General features: G+C 44.1%; 22 protein-coding genes. 14 read left to right on the top strand and 8 right to left on the bottom strand.

What is annotated here, in order from left to right; genetic code table 11:
- Window positions 1-3 precede the first annotated feature (3 nt).
- The 5 genes from scpB to FTV29_RS06315 form a co-directional block, all read right to left on the bottom strand.
- The gene (gene scpB, locus FTV29_RS06335; protein ID WP_005095975.1) at window positions 4-594 is read right to left on the bottom strand and encodes an SMC-Scp complex subunit ScpB; all 591 of its coding nucleotides are present in this window, start codon (window positions 592-594) and stop codon (window positions 4-6) included.
- The gene (locus tag FTV29_RS06330; protein WP_005172392.1) at window positions 591-1,385 is read right to left on the bottom strand and encodes a ScpA family protein; all 795 of its coding nucleotides are present in this window, start codon (window positions 1,383-1,385) and stop codon (window positions 591-593) included. Before FTV29_RS06330 ends, scpB begins: the two co-directional genes overlap by 4 nt.
- Window positions 1,386-1,696: 311 nt before the next feature.
- Window positions 1,697-1,981: a hypothetical protein gene (locus FTV29_RS06325; RefSeq protein ID WP_005095980.1), complete on the bottom strand. Its 285-nt coding sequence runs from the start codon at window positions 1,979-1,981 to the stop codon at window positions 1,697-1,699.
- A 41-nt stretch (window positions 1,982-2,022) separates the two neighbouring features.
- Complete coding sequence (locus tag FTV29_RS06320) at window positions 2,023-2,640, bottom strand: L-threonylcarbamoyladenylate synthase (RefSeq protein WP_005095982.1); 618 nt, start codon at window positions 2,638-2,640, stop codon at window positions 2,023-2,025.
- 87 nt (window positions 2,641-2,727) lie between these two features.
- Window positions 2,728-3,390, bottom strand: a complete 663-nt coding sequence (locus FTV29_RS06315; RefSeq protein ID WP_005095983.1) for an elongation factor P hydroxylase — start codon at window positions 3,388-3,390, stop codon at window positions 2,728-2,730.
- 97 nt (window positions 3,391-3,487) lie between these two features.
- Here FTV29_RS06315 and FTV29_RS06310 point away from each other — a divergent pair, with 97 nt between their 5' ends.
- The 6 genes from FTV29_RS06310 to lysM all read left to right on the top strand — a co-directional run bounded on the left by FTV29_RS06310 (window position 3,488) and on the right by lysM (window position 7,248).
- Window positions 3,488-4,045 (top strand): DUF177 domain-containing protein, encoded by a 558-nt coding sequence (locus FTV29_RS06310; protein WP_074384127.1) that lies wholly within the window; start codon window positions 3,488-3,490, stop codon window positions 4,043-4,045.
- A 77-nt stretch (window positions 4,046-4,122) separates the two neighbouring features.
- Window positions 4,123-4,305, top strand: a complete 183-nt coding sequence (gene rpmF, locus FTV29_RS06305; protein ID WP_004279227.1) for a 50S ribosomal protein L32 — start codon at window positions 4,123-4,125, stop codon at window positions 4,303-4,305.
- 222 nt (window positions 4,306-4,527) lie between these two features.
- The gene (fabD, locus tag FTV29_RS06300) at window positions 4,528-5,514 is read left to right on the top strand and encodes an ACP S-malonyltransferase (RefSeq protein WP_005095987.1); all 987 of its coding nucleotides are present in this window, start codon (window positions 4,528-4,530) and stop codon (window positions 5,512-5,514) included.
- Window positions 5,511-6,245, top strand: a complete 735-nt coding sequence (fabG, locus tag FTV29_RS06295; RefSeq protein ID WP_159138576.1) for a 3-oxoacyl-ACP reductase FabG — start codon at window positions 5,511-5,513, stop codon at window positions 6,243-6,245. Before fabD ends, fabG begins: the two co-directional genes overlap by 4 nt.
- Before the next feature lie 83 nt (window positions 6,246-6,328).
- A complete protein-coding gene (gene acpP, locus FTV29_RS06290) occupies window positions 6,329-6,565 on the top strand; it encodes an acyl carrier protein (protein WP_004646101.1) in 237 nt (78 codons plus the stop codon).
- Between the two features lie 185 nt (window positions 6,566-6,750).
- A complete protein-coding gene (gene lysM / locus FTV29_RS06285) occupies window positions 6,751-7,248 on the top strand; it encodes a peptidoglycan-binding protein LysM (RefSeq protein WP_005095992.1) in 498 nt (165 codons plus the stop codon).
- A gap of 110 nt (window positions 7,249-7,358) precedes the next feature.
- On the opposite strand, the gene FTV29_RS06280 is transcribed toward lysM, so the two are convergent.
- Window positions 7,359-7,826, bottom strand: a complete 468-nt coding sequence (locus FTV29_RS06280; RefSeq protein ID WP_005095994.1) for an Lrp/AsnC ligand binding domain-containing protein — start codon at window positions 7,824-7,826, stop codon at window positions 7,359-7,361.
- A gap of 138 nt (window positions 7,827-7,964) precedes the next feature.
- On the opposite strand from FTV29_RS06280, the gene FTV29_RS06275 reads away from it, so the two are divergent.
- The 5 genes from FTV29_RS06275 to FTV29_RS06255 all read left to right on the top strand — a co-directional run bounded on the left by FTV29_RS06275 (window position 7,965) and on the right by FTV29_RS06255 (window position 13,769).
- Entirely contained in the window at window positions 7,965-9,224 is a 1,260-nt protein-coding gene (locus FTV29_RS06275) for a D-amino acid dehydrogenase (RefSeq protein ID WP_180071956.1), read from the top strand.
- A 23-nt stretch (window positions 9,225-9,247) separates the two neighbouring features.
- Window positions 9,248-10,360 carry an alanine racemase gene (gene alr, locus FTV29_RS06270; protein ID WP_159138578.1) on the top strand — a complete coding sequence of 371 codons (1,113 nt, stop codon included), beginning with the start codon at window positions 9,248-9,250 and terminating at the stop codon, window positions 10,358-10,360.
- Window positions 10,361-10,405: 45 nt separating this feature from the next.
- A complete protein-coding gene (locus tag FTV29_RS06265; RefSeq protein WP_159138579.1) occupies window positions 10,406-10,768 on the top strand; it encodes a RidA family protein in 363 nt (120 codons plus the stop codon).
- Between the two features lie 151 nt (window positions 10,769-10,919).
- Window positions 10,920-12,359 (top strand): amino acid permease, encoded by a 1,440-nt coding sequence (locus FTV29_RS06260; RefSeq protein ID WP_074384173.1) that lies wholly within the window; start codon window positions 10,920-10,922, stop codon window positions 12,357-12,359.
- Window positions 12,360-12,530: 171 nt separating this feature from the next.
- The gene (locus tag FTV29_RS06255) at window positions 12,531-13,769 is read left to right on the top strand and encodes a hypothetical protein (RefSeq protein WP_252766813.1); all 1,239 of its coding nucleotides are present in this window, start codon (window positions 12,531-12,533) and stop codon (window positions 13,767-13,769) included.
- Window positions 13,770-13,826: 57 nt separating this feature from the next.
- Here FTV29_RS06255 and FTV29_RS06250 read toward each other — a convergent pair whose 3' ends face one another.
- Together FTV29_RS06250 and FTV29_RS06245 are read right to left on the bottom strand one after the other, a co-directional pair.
- Window positions 13,827-14,279, bottom strand: coding sequence for a CopD family protein (locus FTV29_RS06250; protein ID WP_100357334.1), 453 nt, complete (start codon window positions 14,277-14,279; stop codon window positions 13,827-13,829).
- 23 nt (window positions 14,280-14,302) lie between these two features.
- Entirely contained in the window at window positions 14,303-15,532 is a 1,230-nt protein-coding gene (locus FTV29_RS06245; protein WP_005096011.1) for a beta-ketoacyl synthase N-terminal-like domain-containing protein, read from the bottom strand.
- Window positions 15,533-15,807: 275 nt separating this feature from the next.
- Between FTV29_RS06245 and FTV29_RS06240 the strand changes: the two genes are divergently transcribed.
- The 3 genes from FTV29_RS06240 (at window position 15,808) to rpsG (ending at window position 18,488) form a co-directional block, all read left to right on the top strand.
- Window positions 15,808-17,310, top strand: a complete 1,503-nt coding sequence (locus FTV29_RS06240; RefSeq protein WP_159138582.1) for an EcsC family protein — start codon at window positions 15,808-15,810, stop codon at window positions 17,308-17,310.
- A 154-nt stretch (window positions 17,311-17,464) separates the two neighbouring features.
- On the top strand, window positions 17,465-17,839 hold the full coding sequence (gene rpsL, locus FTV29_RS06235; RefSeq protein ID WP_002050319.1) for a 30S ribosomal protein S12: 375 nt from the start codon (window positions 17,465-17,467) through the stop codon (window positions 17,837-17,839).
- A gap of 178 nt (window positions 17,840-18,017) precedes the next feature.
- A complete protein-coding gene (gene rpsG, locus FTV29_RS06230; RefSeq protein ID WP_004279240.1) occupies window positions 18,018-18,488 on the top strand; it encodes a 30S ribosomal protein S7 in 471 nt (156 codons plus the stop codon).
- Window positions 18,489-18,603 lie beyond the last annotated feature (115 nt).

Raw genomic sequence — 18,603 nt, 5'->3', positions numbered from 1 at the left:
TATTTATGACTTCGGTGCATTTGCATCGAGGGCCATAAAAGCTTCCTTGGCATCCTGCAGGGGAGGCAATTGGCCTAAAGAATTCAAGCCAAACGCATTTAAAAATTGTGGCGTTGTCATTAACAACGCAGGTCTTCCAGGGAGTTCACGAAATCCGGATTCTTTAATCCAGTTCCAGTCAAACAGCGTACGCAAAATCTGACTGTTATTCGTCACACCACGAATTTGTTCAATATCGGCTCGGGTCACCGGCTGGTGATAAGCAATCACTGCAAGTGTTTCAAGTAAGGCCGGCGACAAGCGAGTTGGTCGCTCAGGCCAGGTCTGTGCAATAATATTACGATATTTTGCACGCACTTGAAAACGATAACCTTGTGCTGTTTCAATCAGTTCAATCGAACGGCCATGCATTAACATGGAAAGTTGTTGTAAATACTGACGTAATTCCTGTTTGCTATAGCGATCCTGAAAAGCCTCTTTCAGACGCGCCAATGAAACCGCAGAGTCGCTGGCGAAAATAATCGCCTCAAGCTGCATCAACACCTCATGCAGATGATCTTCTGCAGAAAACAGCGTATTTGGCTCTAGTGTCATTGACTGGCTCCTTGAACTGCGAGCGGGGCTTCAATACCTGTAGCAATAATCTGAATTTTTTGTTGCCGGGTCAGCTCCAGCACTGCCATAAAGGTCACCACCATCCCCATGCGTCCCTGACTCGGTTTGAGTAAATCGGCAAAAGATAAGACTTCGCCAGATTCCAGACAGCTTTCAATATAGGCAATCCGTTCTTCGAGCAGTACCGGTTCCTGTTGCACCTGATGAATCACCGGTTCAGGACGGTTAAAAATACACAACAAGGCATCACGCAGTAAATCGATCGAATAGCCTTCATTATTCTGCTGAACGTCGCCCAGACTGACATGGGTCAGGAATGTATCACGCTCCAGAATAGGCATTTGCCCCAGACGTTCTGCTGCCCGTTTAATTCTTAAATAATTTTCTAAACGGTCGATCAGTTCTTGTTTTGGATCTTGCTCAATCGCAGACAGGCTTTTCGGTTTAGGCAATAACAGACGCGATTTGAGATCTGCCAATAAAGCAGCCATCACCATATAATCTGCGGTCAGCTCAATATTCAGGGATTTCATTGCATCCATATAGGATAAATATTGCGCTGCAATCGGCGCGATATCGACTTGCAACAGGTCAAAACCGTTTTTTTGAATCAGGTAAATTAAAAAGTCGAGTGGGCCTTCAAAATGTTCTAACAAGATTTCAAATGCGGCGGGAGGAATATACAGATCCTCTGGAATAGTATCCTGCCATTCATCCAGAACCCGAATGTGCGGAGCAGATTCCATTGTGTTATGGATAATTTGAGTCATTACAATTATAGGCCACGCGAATTTTCAAAGGCATGCAAAGGCTTGATCTTCGGTATCTCATCGAAAGAAAAAGCATAGAATTAAGTGCCGTCATTGTACTGGAAAAGTAACTCTAAATAAATTAAATAAGGAGTCAAAGGCATAAAAACTTGAAAAAATAATGGAATTTATTTGCAATTTAAAAGAAGGCCCCAAAAAAAACAGCCAGATAAGCGGGGCAAAGAGTCAATGTGTTACGGGTGGAAGCTATGACCATATCCATGTTTTAGTATCCTGCGATATGATTAATACCTATCTGAGTGCTAAGAACTTCAGCGCGGTGAGGAAGGATATTCACTCAGTGCAAACTCAATCATACGTTGGCAAGTCTCTGCCAGGCATAGGTTCTGGCTTGAATAGATCTGTAATAGCTGTCGAAGCAAAGCCAAATTCATGAAAAACTGATATTCAGTAGCATCAATGTTTAGAGTGGGACTGGGCGAAGGATATGCTTCGATCATGATGGCCCTGGATTGAAGTGTCCAAGGCAGTTCTGCATAGATACAATATTGGGCAGAGAATTCATGCTGATTCAGAAGGATATAAAATAAATCCATAGACTGACTCCTGCAGTCGGCTGGAAATAAGATGGCATTCTTTATTCAAATGCGCTGACATCACCCACGCCACGACGAATAATTTCTGGATGATCACCAGATAAATCAATAATCGAGGTGGTGCTTAATGTACCTAAACCGCTATCGATAAACACATCAATGCGTTTGCCCAATTGCATTTCAATCTCAAAAGGATCATCCAGCGGATCGGTCTGGTCCGGCAAAATCAGGGTAGAGGTCAAGAGAGGCTCACCCAGTTCTTTGAGCAGCATCTGACACACCGGATTGCTCGGAATGCGCAGGCCAATGGTTTTCTTTTTGGGATGCATCAAGCGTTTCGGCACTTCACTGGTGGCCGGTAAAATAAAAGTGGTGACTGCTGGTGTATTGTTTTTGAGTAAGCGATACATGGCATTGTCCACTTTGGCATAGGTGGCAATATCGGATAAATCACAGCACAAAATTGCATATTGATGTTTTGGGCCAAGTCCGCGAATCTGCGCAATGCGTTCCATGGCACTTTTATTCCCAATCTGGCAACCAATCGCATAGGCAGCATCCGTGGGATAGACCACCACATCGCCAGCACGGATTCGTTCTACCGCCTGACTGATTAAGCGCGGTTGCGGGTTATCGGGGTGTACGCGTAAATGCAGCATAGAGGCTACTCCAAGCTTGGGCTGATGGCTTATTATGTGGCGCTCAGGCAGCGTCTGGCAATCACCAAAAAGGTAGATTTGTGTAATTTAATCAAGCATTTCACGTATAAATTCATCAGATTGTAAACTTTTGCCACCTCTGCTACAGGCACAGATACATTGAATAAAGCGTTGTGCATCCCGTGGCAATTTTGCCTCACCACGAAAATAAGCCTGCACTTGTGCATAGACATGATCTTTAAAGCGGGTTCCGTCACCGCCGTCACCAGTCAGGTTATCCAGCGATACCCGGAATTTACGCCCAAAGGCCTGGGCAAACATCCACTCGATTGCCTGCGGTTTAATTTCTACCTGTTCAAACAGCGCTTGTTGTTCGGCTGTACGCCCATCCGGGGCATACCAGTAACCAAGATCCGGAAGTTCCCGGCGTTTATCCCCGGCAATTGTCCAATGGCTGATTTCATGCAAGGCACTATTAAAGAATCCATGTGCAAACTGAATCCGGGCAGGAGTATCGGCATCGGCAGGAAAATATTCAGGTTCAAATTCGCCACGGACTAAAGTCACATTTAAATGGGAAAACCAGTGATTAAAGTGTAAGATTAGCCAGTCCACCTGCTGCGCTTCTGACGATAAATTCGTCCATGGCGAGAGTTGCACTTGTTGTGTTGAACTGTCAGAATCAAGGCTTGGAATTGTGCTAACGAGTGATGAAACATTCACTTCTGTTTGCGGCTGCAACAGATGCATGACTTGAGTTACCCAAATGGTCTGTCGAAATAAGTACAAAATTGTATCTTAATCTTTGACAGAGTACTGATGAATTTGTAGAATTGCCGCCTTAATTATGTCAGCAAATACCTTTCCGGCACAGATTGAGCCGTTTAAATGGGCTGAACAGGGCTTTAAATGGTCAGGTCAACTGCCTTTATCCCGCTTTGTTCGTATCGCTCGTGAAGCTGTTGGATCAATTGATGATCAATTGATTAACATAGACTGTAAGCTATCAATGGATGCCTATCATCGTATTGCATGGCTAGATGGTCACGTTGAAACAAAAGTTCCTATGGAATGCCAGCGTTGTCTGGAAACTGTAGAGATTGAACTGGTTTCATCGTTCCATTTGGCACTTGTGGATGATGAGTCACTGATAGAGCGCTTGGATGAGGATGCTGATTTCATCGTCCTAGGTGAAAGTGAAGCAACGACCAAAGGTGACTATGATGCACCTGCGACCGCTGATTTGCTCGCGCTGATAGAAGATGAACTGTTATTGTTGGTGCCGTTGTCGCCTAAACATGAGTTTTGCGAACATAAGCATCAGCCTGCCATAGAAGAAGTTGTCGAAGAAAAACGAGATAATCCGTTTGATGTTTTGGCAGCTCTGAAGGGTAAACTTAACTAATTTTTGTGTTATACTCTTGTGTATAAGACAATCGAATTTGTTCTGATCCATTTTTTCGATCTTTGTAAGGAGCCATCATGGCCGTTCAGCAAAACCGTAAAAGTCGCTCTCGCCGTGACATGCGCCGTTCACATGACGCTTTAACCGAGAATGCATTAACTGTAGACCAAGCTACTGGCGAGACTCACCGTCGTCACCACGTATCTAAAGATGGTATCTACCGTGGTCGTCAATTATTCGCTAAAGCATCTGCTGAATAATTGATGATGTATTAAGCGTCAAGCTTAGTAGAAAAAATGGGAGCATTTAGCTCCCTTTTTTTTGTCCTTGATTTTTGCTTGCATCGGTTTTTTGTTGTATTTGGCAATTACCGCCAGCAAAATTACATGCTAAATTGCGCTCCACAATGATTTAGGTGGCTTTATTGGCCAGTCTTCTTGCTACAACTGAAGATGACACCTCTTGAATGAAAGGATTTTATTATGTCTGCGACACAACTCGAACAAGCAGCACAAGCAACGAAAACTGCATTTGTATTTCCAGGTCAAGGCTCACAAAAAGCCGGCATGCTGGCTGAACTTGCAGAGCAGTTTTCTGCTATTCGCGAGACATTTGCAGAAGCCTCTGAAGCTGTCGGCTTCGATTTGTGGCAGATTGCGCAAACTGGCGAAAACTTAAATCAAACTGAATTTACCCAGCCGGTATTGCTGACTGCAAGTATTGCCTTGTGGCGCGTGTGGCTGGAATCTGGTGGTGTGGCACCGAAATATCTGGCAGGCCATTCACTGGGTGAGTACAGCGCGCTGGTGGCAGCGGGTAGCCTAAGCCTGGGTGATGCAGTCAAACTGGTCAACCTGCGCGGTAAACTGATGCAGACGGCTGTACCTCAGGGTGTCGGTGCAATGGCTGCTATTTTAGGTCTGGATGATGCCAAAGTGATTGAGCTGTGTGCACAGGCAACTGCAGCAGGTGAAGGTTCTGTTGAAGCGGCAAACTACAATGCCCAAGGGCAGGTTGTGGTTGCAGGCAATAAAGATCGCGTTGAAGCAGTGATGGCACTGGCCAAAGAAAATAGCGCTAAGGCGATTGCATTGCCGGTATCGGTTCCATCGCATTGTTCACTGATGAAACCTGCGGCAGAACAGTTTGCGCCTGCATTGGAACAAACCGCCATTGAGCTGCCATGCATTCCTGTATTACAAAATGTAGGCGCTGAAGCTGCGGCTGATGTCCCTGCATTGCGTCAGGCCTTAACAGCGCAACTTTATGAATCAGTACAATGGACCAAAACCCTGCAATTCCTTCAAGATGAAGGCATTCAGTACATCGTTGAATGTGGTCCGGGTAATGTATTGAGTAACTTGGCGAAACGCCTACCGAATATCGAAAAAGCACTTCCACTGGATAGCAAATCTCGTCTGGAAGATGCATTGAACACCGTATTGACGGCAGAAGGGAAAATTGCATGACACAGGAACCGAAAGTTGCCTTGGTAACAGGTGCAAGTCGTGGTATTGGTGCTGCGATCGCACAACAGTTGATTCAGGATGGTTATTTTGTCGTGGGTACTGCGACCTCTGAAGCGGGCGCTGAAAAATTATCTGCACAGTTTGCTGAAAATGGTGTGGGCAAAGTTTTAGATGTACGTGATGGTGCTGCGATTGATGCACTGGTGACGGAGATCGAACAGAACTATGGTCCAGTGCTGGCGTTGGTTAATAATGCCGGTATTACCAAAGATAACTTATTGCTTCGCATGTCTGAAGATGACTGGGATGATATTTTAAATATTCACCTGAAAGCCGTTTACCGTCTGTCTAAACGTGTGCTGAAAGGCATGACCAAGGCACGTTTCGGACGCATCATCAACATCAGCTCTGTGGTGGCACACTTTGCCAACCCGGGGCAGGCCAACTATTCTGCTGCCAAAGCCGGAATTGAAGCCTTCAGTCGTAGTTTGGCCAAAGAAATGGGTAGCCGTCAGATTACGGTTAACTCGGTCGCACCAGGCTTTATTGCAACTGAAATGACGGAACAGTTAAGCGAAGAAATTCGTAAAAAAATGACTGAGCAAGTGGCGTTAAACCGTTTGGGTGACCCACAAGATATCGCAAATGCTGTAAGTTTCCTGGCTTCAGACAAAGCCAGTTACATTACTGGTACAGTTATGCATGTAAATGGGGGCTTATACATGAGCTAAGCTCAAGTATAAACTTTCCAAATTTTTTAGATTCAATTAAACTAACGGCATTAAAAACGCCACAAGCAATGAGGAGAATTCCTGTGAGCGATATCGAACAACGTGTTAAGCAAGCAGTTGCAGAACAACTTGGTATCAAAATCGAAGAGATTAAAAACGAAGCGTCTTTCATGGATGACTTAGGTGCAGATTCTCTAGATCTAGTTGAACTGGTTATGTCTTTCGAAAATGATTTCGACATCACGATTCCTGATGAAGATTCTAACGAAATCACAACTGTTCAATCTGCAATTGACTATGTTTCTAAGAAACTGGGTTAATCGCCGATTTCAGCTTTGCTGAGCATAAAGACCACCCTCTCGGTGGTTTTTTTGTGTCTGCTTTTCACCTAAATGGAAATTTTACAATCGATTACCTTTCTGTCACCAATGACTAACTATGCCTTGGCTATTTTCATTATAAAAATAAGAGTGATATGACATTAACGACAAGAATGGAGTTCCATATGGGTCTTTTTGATTTTGTAAAAGGTATCGGTAAGAAAAATACAGCTGCCGCAGAGCCGCAGGCCGCACCAGCAAATACTACTCCAGCCGCAGCAGCACAGCCCGCAGAGCCTTCTGCCCAAGAAGTCGCAAATAAATTACTTGGTCATGTAAAAGGTCTGGGTCTTCCGATCACTGGTTTATCCATCAGTTATAATTCAACCTCGGATCTGGCCACGGTCAGAGGTCAGGTGCAAAGTCAGGCCGATCGTGAAAAAATTATTCTGGCGGTGGGGAATATTGATCATGTGGCCAAAGTGGATGATCAGCTTACGGTCAGCAGCCCTGAACCGGAAAGCAAATTCTATACGGTAAAATCGGGGGATAGCTTGTCAAAAATCTCGAAAGAATTTTATGGTGATGCCAATCAGTACAATAAGATCTTTGAGGCCAATCGCCCATTGCTCAAAGATGCTGATGATATTTTCCCGGGACAGGTATTGCGTATTCCAGCCTGATTTTTAAGTCGAAAATAAATATCTAAATATATTGTTCACCATAATGCCCCATTTGGGGCATTATTTTTTTGGAAACTGTTTGAGCGCTGAATGTTGAAAGATAAAAATAATTACCCGCCAAGATCCAGATAGAGACTTTCTTTTACTTCCTCCATGACCACATAACTATGTGAGGAAGCAGAAGCAGGTAATTTTTTTAGCAAATCGCCTAACAGACGCCGATAGGCACTCATCTCTTTGAGACGTGCCTTGACCAGATAATCAAAGTCACCGGAAATCAAATGACATTCCAGTACTTCTGGAATTTCGGTCAGATTCCGCGCCACTTGATCAAATACATCACCCGATTTTGCAGAAAGCTTAATCTCCAGAAAGACCAGCAAATTGCGTTCTAGCAGTTCCGGATTTAAGCGCGCGTAATAACCCATGATAATGCCTTCGCGCTCCAGCCGTTTTACCCGTTCTGAACAGGGTGTGGTTGACAGGTTCACACGTGCTGCCAGCTCACTAATGGCAATCCGGCCATCGCGTTGCAAGATATCCAGAATCATGCGATCAATGCGGTCTAATTTACGCATCAATATTTCCCTCTTTTTTTTAATTCTGCCCGAAAAAAATGTTTATTTCACTAAATATATCATCTCAATATAGTTAAATTCACTATTGATCCAAAAATATACTAGTTAAATCAACTAGAAAAATTTGAGGGTAGTAAGATGCGCGTTTTGGTCTTAGGCAGTGGTGTAATCGGTGTGGCGAGTGCCTATTATCTGGCGCAGCAGGGTGCAGAAGTTACAGTGCTTGACCGTCAAACCGGGCCGGCTGAAGAAACCAGTTTTGGCAATGCCGGGCAAATTTCTCCGGGCTATTCGACGCCATGGGCAGCACCGGGCATTCCATTTAAAGCAGTGAAATGGATGTTCCAGCATCATGCACCTTTAGCCATTAATTTAGATGGCAGTATGTGGCAGTTGAACTGGATGGCACAAATGCTGAAAAACTGTAATCCAGCCAGCTATGCGATTAACAAAGAACGTATGACCCGTGTGGCTGAATATAGCCGTGACTGTTTACGTGAATTGCGTAAAGAAACCGGGATCAGTTATGAACACCGTTCTAAAGGTACTTTGCAAGTCTTTCGTAACGAAGCGCAATTAGAGATGGTGCAACGTGATATTGCGGTATTGCGAGAATGCGGCGTACCGCATGAATTGTTGTTGGGCGCTGATCTGGCCAAAGTTGAGCCAGCCCTGGCGCATGTCCAGGATAAACTGGTGGGCGGCTTGCATTTACCCAATGATGAGACAGGCGACTGTTATTTATTTACCAATGCCTTAGCCAATGTTGCCAAAGAATTGGGCGTGCAGTTTAAATTTAACCAAAATGTTGAGCGTTTGGTGATTGAAGGCGATGAAATTAAGGGGGTGGTGGTCAATGGTGAAGTGCTGACGGCTGATAAATATGTATTGGCATTCGGTAGTTATTCGCGTGATTTCTTAAAACCTTTGAATCTGGATTTGCCGGTTTATCCAGTCAAAGGCTATTCACTGACCATTCCAATTGTTGATGCCAACTTTGCACCACAATCTACGGTGCTGGATGAAACCTATAAAATTGCCATCACGCGTTTTGACCAGCGGATCCGTGTTGGCGGTATGGCCGAACTAAGTGGATTTAACCACAATTTGAAAGACAATCGCCGTGCCACTCTGGAAATGGTCACTCAGGAATTATTCCCAGGCGGGGATCTGGCAGAAGCGAGTTTCTGGACCGGTTTACGTCCAATGACCCCAGACAGTACCCCGATTATTGGTGTAACGCGTTTTAAAAATCTGTTCCTGAATACTGGACATGGCACCCTGGGTTGGACCATGGCCTGTGGTTCGGGCAAGTTAATCAGTGACATTGTGTTGAATCATAAAACCGAAATCAGCACTGAAGGACTTTCACTCGGACGTTATTCACACGCGGCCTAAATTGCTGTTTCAAGGAAGAAGCTATGCCACGCCCAATTCAAGCTGTAGTGCACTTAGATGCATTGCAGCATAACCTGAAGATCGCCAAAGCCGCAGCGCCAAATGCCGAAGTCTATGCTGTGGTTAAAGCCAATGCCTATGGTCATGGTATTGAGCGAGTCTATTCAGCATTTCAATCAGCCGATGGTTTTGCCTTGCTGGATTTGGCTGAAGCGCAGCGTCTGCGTGCGCTCGGTTGGCAGGGCAAAATTTTACTGCTCGAAGGAATTTTTGCTGTAGACGATTTAGACGTCTGTGCTGCATTAGATTTAAGTTTTAGTCTACATAGCCAGCATCAAATCACCTGGTTAACGCAGTTTCAGCAGATCAATCCAGACGCAAAATTTGATGTGTACTTAAAACTTAACAGCGGTATGAACCGTTTGGGTTTTCAGGCCCACGAATATACGGATATTTTTAAGCAAGTCCAGGCACTGGGCAATGTGCGCTCAGTTAGCCATATGACGCATTTTTCCGATGCAGATGGTCAGCGCTTTGGCCAGAACGGCATTGATTATCAATATTCAATGTTCACGCAAATCACTGGGTCTTTAGCCGGAAAAACTTCTGTCAGTAATAGTGCAGCCATCCTGCGCCATCATCACCACATTCAATCCGACATTGTGCGTAGTGGCATCATGCTGTATGGCAGTTCGCCTGACTATCCTGACCATACTATTTATGACTGGAATCTGCAGCCCGGCATGAGCCTGCGCAGTGAAATCATTGCGATTCAGTATATTCAGGCTGATGAAAGTGTGGGTTATGGTTCTAACTTCGTTGCGGAGCAGGCGATGCGCATTGGTGTAGTGGCATGTGGATATGCCGATGGGTATCAGCGCATTTCAGCCACAGGTACACCAGTTCTGGTGGATTCAGTGCAGACTCAAGTTCTTGGTCGGGTCAGTATGGATATGCTTACAGTCGATCTGACCGCTGTCCCTCAGGCGACTGTGGGGAGTGAAGTGGTGCTTTGGGGGAAATCTTCGCAAGGTGAAATTTTATCAATTGATGAGGTCGCGGCCGGTTCAGGAACCGTAGGCTATGAATTGATGTGTGCGATTACGGCTCGTGTACCGGTTCGGATCGAAAGCTAAAACTAAATATTGACCAAATAACGGAAGAAATTGAGAGGACATATGATGATGGAACACACCGATATCCAGCGTATTAACAGCAATCAGGTCATGAGTGCTGTCACCATTCACAACCAGACCGTGTATTTATCAGGGCAGGTGCCGGATAGCACCCGTCAGGATATTAGCGGTCAAACGCAGGAAGTGCTGACGAAAATTGATCAGCTGCTCAAGCTGGCAGGAACAGACAAAAGCCGACTGCTGTCGGCACAACTATTTGTGAAAAATCTGGAAGATTTTCAAACCGTGAACCAGATCTGGATTCACTGGTTGCAAGGACAGGGAACTCCGGCACGTGCCACCATTCAGGCAGATCTGGTCAATCCTGACTGGCTGATTGAAATTGCAGTGATTGCAGCACAGGCTTGAGTTGTTTTGATTTTTATATCTCCCAACTTAATTTTGTAAGGACATTAGATCCGGTCATTTAGCTTTTTAAATGGAACTTCATCTGCATTCAGGATTTCAGGAAGAAATCCGATCAGATGGGCAAGGGTCTGATGCAAAAAAGGAACTAAACATGAATACAACATCCGCTAAAGATGACGCAGCGCCGTCGCAACATGAGCTACAACGCAAGCTCTCCAATCGGCATCTGCAGTTAATTGCCATTGGTGGTGCAATTGGTACCGGTTTATTTATGGGATCGGGTAAAACTATCTCTTTGGCCGGCCCTTCAATTTTATTTATTTATATGATTATTGGCTTTATGTTTTTTTTCCTGATGCGCGCATTGGGTGAGATATTGTTGGCTAATTTACATTACAAATCATTTATTGATATGGCGCGCGACCTCATAGGTCCGGGCGCGGCCTATTATATTGGCTGGTCTTATTGGCTCGGTTGGGTTCTGGTCGGGATTGCCGATTTAGCAGCGATTATTAATTATCTAAGTTTCTGGTTGCCTGAGGGTGTGGCCTTTACCCCCATCGGGCAGGCATTGATCAGTGTCGGCTGTGTGTTGCTGGTTCTGGGTTTGAACTTGCTGACGGTCAAACTGTTTGGTGAAATTGAATTCTGGTTTGCCCTGATTAAGATTTTAGCCATTTTAGGCCTGATCTTTATTGGCGGCTTTATGGTGTTGAACCAGTTTCAGGCACCAGATGGCAGTACTGCAAGCTTTAGCCATGTCTGGTCGGGTGGTATGTTCCCCAAAGGTGCGGATGGCTTCCTGGCAGGCTTCCAGATTGCCTTATTCGCCTTTGTCGGTGTGGAATTGCTCGGTACGATGGCAGCTGAAACCAAAGATCCTGAGAAAAATTTACCCAAAGCCGTCAATGCAATTCCAACGCGTATTATCTTGTTCTATGTGTTGTCATTGTTTGTAGTGATGTCAGTGACTCCATGGGCTAAAATTCCTGCGGATCAAAGTCCTTTTGTCAGCTTATTCATGCATGCCGGTATTGGTGCGGCGGCGATCATCATGAATCTGGTGGTCTTGTCATCCGTCATGTCTTCCATGAATAGTGGTGTATTCTCAACCAGTCGTATGCTTTTCGGATTGGCGCGTGGCCAACAGGCACCTGCCGCTTTGGCGCATCTATCGAAACGTTCTGTACCAGCCAAGGGTTTAATGTTCTCATGTGCCTTTATTATGGCTGGTGCAGCTTTGCAGTACTTCGTGCCAAACACCCTGGAAGCTTTTACTTTAGCCACGTCGCTGTGCGTGATTTTGTTTATTAGTATTTGGAGCTTAATTATGGTGTGTTATTTACGCTACCGTAAATTACGCCCTGAACAGCATGCCAACTCCACCTTTAAAATGCCGGGCGGGGTATGGATGAGCTATATCGTACTAACTTTTCTGGCTTTCGCTCTGGTCATTTTAAGTTTGGAGCCAGATACATTTAATGCATTAAAAATCAGTCCATTATGGTTGATTATTTTGGCAGTGACTTATTATGTACTGTATCGGCCGCGTGTCGCAGCCGCGAGAAAAGCGGCATTAGAAACACAATAAAATAGCTTAAAAAATCCCCGCCTGATCGGGGATTTTTTTATGGTGTGATGAATCATTTGTGAACTTTGTCCTGTGCCCTTAGAATTGAAGAAAAATTTATAATTAAAAATAAGGATCTATATGAGGGGATGGAGTAAAAACAGGCTGGGGTTATGGTCGCTTGGCATTCTTGTGGGAATAGCCATTCTGTTGGTATTCACTGCAAAATGGCTGCGTACAGATCAGCCTTTAACGGATACGGCAAAAAAGTTTATTCAGCCAGATTTAATCTATAGGGCGAATGTTCAGCAACACTCATATTTTTACTTATTGGGAATTGCTGCCAAAGATGAGGTTCACCCTCAGGCACTGGGTCGTTATCGTTACCATCGGGAATGGGTAAATTATATTCGAGATCAGAATGCTGCTGAAAATTTGCAGAGTGACTCAGGATTAAACCGCCAGCTGAGCCGAGCTGGTTTTTCTGAACAGGAAAAAGAACTTCTTGAAAATCTGCAAATGCGTTTGGCTAATTCAGCTGAGCAGTTTTCTGTATTGGTGGTAGAACATAAAAAATTGCTACACGCTTTACTGGAACGTGAGCGTATTCCTTTACAACGGTTTTCAGATTTATTGGAACACCAGGATTATATTTCATTGGTGATTCCGCCGCAGGCAGGCGGGCCTGATTATCGCTATATTCAAAACTTACAGTTGCTGAAACTGGTTCACATCCAGCTTAATTCAGACTCTAAAGTGCAGGATTATGCACAGCAATTTCATCAGGTTTTAGACTTTAGCCGGAACCGCTTGTCTTTGGTTGAAAAAATGCTGCTGCAGAATTGGCTCAGTCAAATGATTGATCTGATTCGGATCGAGCAAAAAAATGAAAGCAATCCAGTCATGCTTAACAATCTGGATTCAGATCAATTGGGTTTAAAAGCAAGTCTGCAAAATGAATTAATGGGACATTATTTGCTGACCCAATATCTGGCACATGCCTCTGAAATCAGCCCTGTACAGCTAAAATGGCTGTATTTACCCAATACCACCTTTAATGCAATTGCAGCACAATATGAGGTGTACTGGATGCTTTCGGAAACACCGTATGTTGAACTGCAAGAGCGGTTTACGACAAGTGAGCCTTCTTCACTGTCTAAATGGCGACTAAAAAATGCGATTGGACATGTTCTAGCGCAGATCAGTAAGCCCAACTTTGAAAAATATATTGTGATGAATCATGTCTTAAGCAATAAAATTATGACTTTTAATGCAGTCAATTCAGGCAGTATAGAGATAGAGCTATTGAATCAAAATGCAGCAGGGCGACGTTATTTTCAGCAAGATGGAAAGTTATGTATAGCACTGCCATTTTCTCAACAGAAATTGTCTGAACTGAATCTGAAGCAGGATAGCTGTGTAAAAATCTAGAAGGCCAAAATAAAAAATCCCCGACGAATCAGGGATTTTTTTGATTGCGTGGGTGAATTAGAAAGTAGGTTTAACTACGACTAAAATCACCACTGCAAATAAGATCAGGGTTGGCATCTCATTAAAATAACGCCAAAACTTGTGAGACTTGTAATGTGCATTATCAATCAACTTCTTGCGGTAATAACCACATATCAGATGGTAAATCACCAATAAGCCGACCAGGCCAACTTTAAGGTAAAACCATAAGGCTTCATGGTAGTGACGCGTTGCATCACCCCAGTCGACCAGAAAGTGTGCCGTAATCAAGGTGGCCAACATGGCTGGCCACATGATGCCACGGTACAGCTTACGTTCCATGACTTCAAAGCGTTGATGACTGACGGCATCTTCGCTCATGGCATGATAAACATATAAACGTGGCAAGTAGAACAAAGCCGCGAACCAGCAAACCACTGCAATAATATGTAATGCTTTTACCCACAAGAAAGCATCAGAAGGAGCATCCATCAAGTCACCCTAAATTGGGCAGCTTAGCCTTCCCATTTCTTGAAAATGAGACAGGCATTTACGCCGCCGAAACCGAAACTGTTACTCATCACAGTATTCAATTTTGCGTCACGTTTTTCAAGCACGATATCAAATGGTTTTGCGCCTTCATCCAGCTCGGTCACGTTAATGTTTGGAGCAATAAAGTCATTTTGCATCATCAGGATCGAGTAAATTGCTTCCTGAACGCCAGCAGCACCCAGGCTGTGACCAGTCATAGACTTGGTTGAGCTCAGTGGTGGAACTTTATCTTCACCAAATGCACGTGCCATCGCTTGAAGCTCGGTCACGTCACCAGCAGGTGTAGATGTACCATGAGTATTCACATAATCAATCGATTCAACACCATGTTGTTTGGCTTCTTCAAGTGCCATCAGGATACAGCGTGTAGCCCCTTCGCCACTTGGTGCAACCATATCTGCACCATCCGAGTTGGCCGCATAGCCCACCACTTCAGCCAAGATGTTTGCACCACGTGCTTGTGCATGCTCAAGTGACTCAAGCACCACAAAACCGCCACCACCGGCAATCACGAAGCCGTCACGGTCAGCAGAGTACGGACGAGATGCAGTTTCAGGCGTGTCGTTGTATTTAGAGCAAAGCGCACCCATCGCATCAAATAATAAGCTTTGTGACCAGTGATCTTCTTCACCGCCACCAGCCAGCATCAAATCTTGTTTGCCCAGTTGGATCAGGTTATAAGCATAACCAATGGCATCGGCAGAGGTTGCACATGCACTGGTAATGGTATGTGCTACGCCTTGTAGTTTAAAAGCGACACCGACGTTTGCAGTAATGGTGTTGGTCATATTGCGTGGTACAAAGAAAGGGCCAATTTTACGCGCACCTTTGGTATCTAGAAGTTCTTTCATTTCAACCACTGAGGCAGTTGAACCACCACCTGAACCACCGGCAATACCATAGCGTGGATTATTTGCCAGATCTTCTTGTTTTAAACCGGCATGTTCAACTGCAGCAAGTGCCGAATTGTAGGCATACATTGCGCATACGCCCATAAAGCGTTTGAGTTTACGGTCAATACCGTCGAAATCCTGTTCGGCCGCAGCACTCACATGGCTTTTGAAATTGAGTTCAGCATAAGTCGGATTAAAACGTGTTCCTGAAATCCCATTTTGTAAAGAATGGTTTACATCCTCTAATGTATTACCAATACACGAGTTAATACCCATGCCAGTGATGACAACACGTTTCATCTACAGATCCTTATAGTTTAGCTCTACGTCCAGTGGCAGAAAATGGGCTATATAAAATCGCCAAATCCGGCCTCTAGCCTTATTTCATGGTGGAGAACATGATAGCAGAAAGACTTTTGAAATCTTATGGCAAATGTTATGCCGTGTGACAGTCGGTTGGGTTTGTGAGTCGGCATGTAGGGATTTTACTAAATGACACAGAATAAAGTTGAGATAAATGCTGACTACACCTAGTATTTATATCAAATACAAGCACGTGAATGCTGAGGTAAAAAATGGTAAATGCTAATAATAAACAATCTAATGGTCTGATTTCGAATGCCTTTGGAGTGGCGAAAAAGTTCAGTTCAACCGGATTGGATTTATTGAATCATGTTGCACCAGACTCGGTGACGAAAGCACTTAAGCCGTCAAATTCCGGTCAGGTGATTGACGGTTCGGCGAAGACAAAAAGCGTTTTTTCGGCTAAAAAATATGATAATCCACAGCAAATGCTTCGTGAACATTTGCCAAATGTATCTCGCCAGCTTCTAGGACACCGTTTTAATACCGTCAATAACGTGGCACATTTTGTTTCTCCTGAACTGACGGAGAAAGTATCAGACTATTTTTATGACCGCCTTAACCAGTTTAGTAACCAGAGCAGTTCGGTCGATACCATTCTGAATGAAGCAGGGGCAAAAGACTTGGAAGAGTTGACTCAGGATGTCGATCGTTCTAAGCGGATTTCACAGGCTTTGGGTGAGCAAAACAAATGGATTGCAACGGTACAGGGTGCAATCAGCGGTGCTTCTGGGGTGCTTGGTACAGCGATTGATATTCCGGCTTCTTTGTTAATGGCGCTACGTACCATTTATCAGGTCGGTCGTTCTTATGGTTTTGACCTGAGCAAAGATGATGATCAGGAAATCGTACAACATATTTTTAGACAGCTAGACCTTGGCCTGATTGCTGAAAAGCAGACCTTATTATTGGGCTTAAAAGCGCTGAGTAATACAATTAAAACCCACGATATTTCCCAGCTTCAGACCATGCTAGGTTCTGATAATGATATGAATGCCATCAAGCAATGGTTAAACAACCATGAGGGCGAGGCAAAATGGGAATGGGTGAACAATCTGCCAAAAATTTCTATTTTAGAAAAATTAACGAAATTGACACCATTGGCAAGTGCTGGAATCGGAGCAGTTTATAGTCACCGTTTTGTTGATGATGTAAATCAGAAAGCTCAAGAAGCTTTCTCACATGCTCGACAATATCTGATTCAGCATCAAGATTCGCAATTGTCTCCCTATGCGGCCTATGAAAAAGCAGTCAATTTATTGCAACAGGCTGCACCTAAATTATTAGACAGTTCATCTCAGTCGATCGAGGCGCCAAAAGACGAGCCAATTCTGGATCAGGATATTACAATTGAAGGCAATGATACAATTACTCAGGTCAAACTGGTTAAGAAAGAAAAGAATGATCTCAGTTCTGAAGAAGCTGAAGTGAAAAAAGATGAAAAAGTCAGTGAAGGTCTAGATGCCCTCAGTGATGAATTGGTTGAACCTGTGGCAGATAAACAATCGCAACAGCCTGCTTTAACCAAAACTTCTTTTGATCCTGACGTGGAAGCAGAGATACAAGCAGATAATACTGCTGAAAATGAATCGGAGACCGTGGAAAATGAGGGGCTAGAGGGGCAGGAGGATCCTGATTCTGCATCTGAAACAGCCTCAACAACATCTAAAGCTCAAGATGTTACAAAAAAAACTGCGAAGAATCCGAAAAAGTAAATGAATTCTGAGAGAAAATAGCAGCATAGCGTATAGTTGTTATTATATTTGGTCGACCTGAGCAGGTTGACCAATTTTACATCTTGAATTACAATTGCATGCCCTCAAAAAGCAGTATGTTTTTGGGGCTTTTTATTAACGGGAGAATTGCCAAATGGCAACAACAAATCAGTTGATCCGTAAGGGTCGTACGACTTTAGTTGAAAAATCTAAAGTTCCTGCGTTGAAGGCTTGTCCACAGCGCCGTGGTGTTTGTACACGTGTTTACACAACTACACCTAAAAAACCTAACTCAGCAATGCGTAAAGTTTGCCGTGTTCGCTTAACTTCAGGTTTTGAAGTTTCTAGCTACATCGGTGGTGAAGGCCATAACCTGCAAGAGCACAGTGTTGTTCTTATCCGTGGTGGTCGTGTTAAAGACTTACCAGGTGTACGTTACCATACCGTTCGTGGTTCTTTAGACTGTGCTGGTGTTAAAGATCGTAACCAGTCTCGTTCTAAATACGGTACTAAACGTCCTAAGAAATAATTCGTCGAGAATTAAATTTTAAGAACGTAGAACCGCAATCCTTTATCGTCTCGCTTGTCTGATTTCTGCATTTAATTTTGTGAAATTCAAGCGACGTGTAGTAAGGCCAGCGAATGCACATGACACTTTGTGCTCATGCTGGATAAACCTGAAGTGTCATCTTTATAGGTAGTTTAAAATGCCAAGACGTCGCGTAGTCGCTGCTCGTGAAATCCTTCCGGATCCTAAGTTCAGCAGCCAAACAATCGCTAAATTCATGAACCACGTAATGCAAGATGGTAAAAAATCTATTGCTGAAAGTATCGTTTACGGTGCTTTAGACCGCGTTCAAGAAAAATCTAAAGTAGACCCAGTTGAATTTTTCGAGACTACTCTTGAAAAAGTTCGTCCTATGGTCGAAGTAAAAGCACGCCGTGTTGGTGGTGCTACATACCAAGTACCTATGGAAGTACGCCCATCCCGTCGTACTGCCCTAGCTATGCGTTGGTTAGTAGATGCTGCTGCTAAGCGTTCTGAAAAAACTATGGCTTTACGTCTTGCTGGCGAGTTGCTTGATGCATCTGAAGGCAAAGGCGCTGCGGTTAAGAAACGTGAAGATGTGCACCGTATGGCTGAAGCCAACAAAGCATTCTCTCACTACCGTTTCTAAGCAGATAAAACAGGCCCTATTCAGGAAAGTGCTAAAACCGTCATGGTTTTGTCACCAAAGCGCTTTAAGTTGCTATGCAGCTTAAAGCGTCCTGTTTTAAACAACAAAATTTAGG

It is taken from the genome of Acinetobacter sp. YH12254, from assembly GCF_013417415.1.
In the GTDB taxonomy this organism is placed as follows: Bacteria; Pseudomonadota; Gammaproteobacteria; order Pseudomonadales; family Moraxellaceae; genus Acinetobacter; species Acinetobacter pseudolwoffii.
Note: the sequence above shows the minus strand (reverse complement) of the source record. Positions and strands in the feature narration are given on the sequence as shown.

Excerpts from the sequence above, each read along its gene's own strand:
- FTV29_RS06310 (WP_074384127.1), top strand. The coding sequence starts at position 3,488 with ATGTCAGCAAATACCTTTCCGGCACAGATTGAGCCGTTTAAATGGGCT.
- rpsG (WP_004279240.1), top strand. The coding sequence starts at position 18,018 with ATGCCAAGACGTCGCGTAGTCGCTGCTCGTGAAATCCTTCCGGATCCT.
- fabD (WP_005095987.1), top strand. The coding sequence starts at position 4,528 with ATGTCTGCGACACAACTCGAACAAGCAGCACAAGCAACGAAAACTGCA.
- FTV29_RS06315 (WP_005095983.1), bottom strand. The coding sequence starts at position 3,390 with ATGCATCTGTTGCAGCCGCAAACAGAAGTGAATGTTTCATCACTCGTT.
- rpmF (WP_004279227.1), top strand. The coding sequence starts at position 4,123 with ATGGCCGTTCAGCAAAACCGTAAAAGTCGCTCTCGCCGTGACATGCGC.
- FTV29_RS06330 (WP_005172392.1), bottom strand. The coding sequence starts at position 1,385 with ATGACTCAAATTATCCATAACACAATGGAATCTGCTCCGCACATTCGG.
- FTV29_RS06260 (WP_074384173.1), top strand. The coding sequence starts at position 10,920 with ATGAATACAACATCCGCTAAAGATGACGCAGCGCCGTCGCAACATGAG.
- FTV29_RS06325 (WP_005095980.1), bottom strand. The coding sequence starts at position 1,981 with ATGGATTTATTTTATATCCTTCTGAATCAGCATGAATTCTCTGCCCAA.
- FTV29_RS06320 (WP_005095982.1), bottom strand. The coding sequence starts at position 2,640 with ATGCTGCATTTACGCGTACACCCCGATAACCCGCAACCGCGCTTAATC.
- FTV29_RS06265 (WP_159138579.1), top strand. The coding sequence starts at position 10,406 with ATGATGGAACACACCGATATCCAGCGTATTAACAGCAATCAGGTCATG.
- FTV29_RS06245 (WP_005096011.1), bottom strand. The coding sequence starts at position 15,532 with ATGAAACGTGTTGTCATCACTGGCATGGGTATTAACTCGTGTATTGGT.
- scpB (WP_005095975.1), bottom strand. The coding sequence starts at position 594 with ATGACACTAGAGCCAAATACGCTGTTTTCTGCAGAAGATCATCTGCAT.
- rpsL (WP_002050319.1), top strand. The coding sequence starts at position 17,465 with ATGGCAACAACAAATCAGTTGATCCGTAAGGGTCGTACGACTTTAGTT.
- FTV29_RS06250 (WP_100357334.1), bottom strand. The coding sequence starts at position 14,279 with ATGGATGCTCCTTCTGATGCTTTCTTGTGGGTAAAAGCATTACATATT.
- FTV29_RS06280 (WP_005095994.1), bottom strand. The coding sequence starts at position 7,826 with ATGCGTAAATTAGACCGCATTGATCGCATGATTCTGGATATCTTGCAA.
- FTV29_RS06275 (WP_180071956.1), top strand. The coding sequence starts at position 7,965 with ATGCGCGTTTTGGTCTTAGGCAGTGGTGTAATCGGTGTGGCGAGTGCC.
- FTV29_RS06240 (WP_159138582.1), top strand. The coding sequence starts at position 15,808 with ATGGTAAATGCTAATAATAAACAATCTAATGGTCTGATTTCGAATGCC.
- lysM (WP_005095992.1), top strand. The coding sequence starts at position 6,751 with ATGGGTCTTTTTGATTTTGTAAAAGGTATCGGTAAGAAAAATACAGCT.
- fabG (WP_159138576.1), top strand. The coding sequence starts at position 5,511 with ATGACACAGGAACCGAAAGTTGCCTTGGTAACAGGTGCAAGTCGTGGT.
- alr (WP_159138578.1), top strand. The coding sequence starts at position 9,248 with ATGCCACGCCCAATTCAAGCTGTAGTGCACTTAGATGCATTGCAGCAT.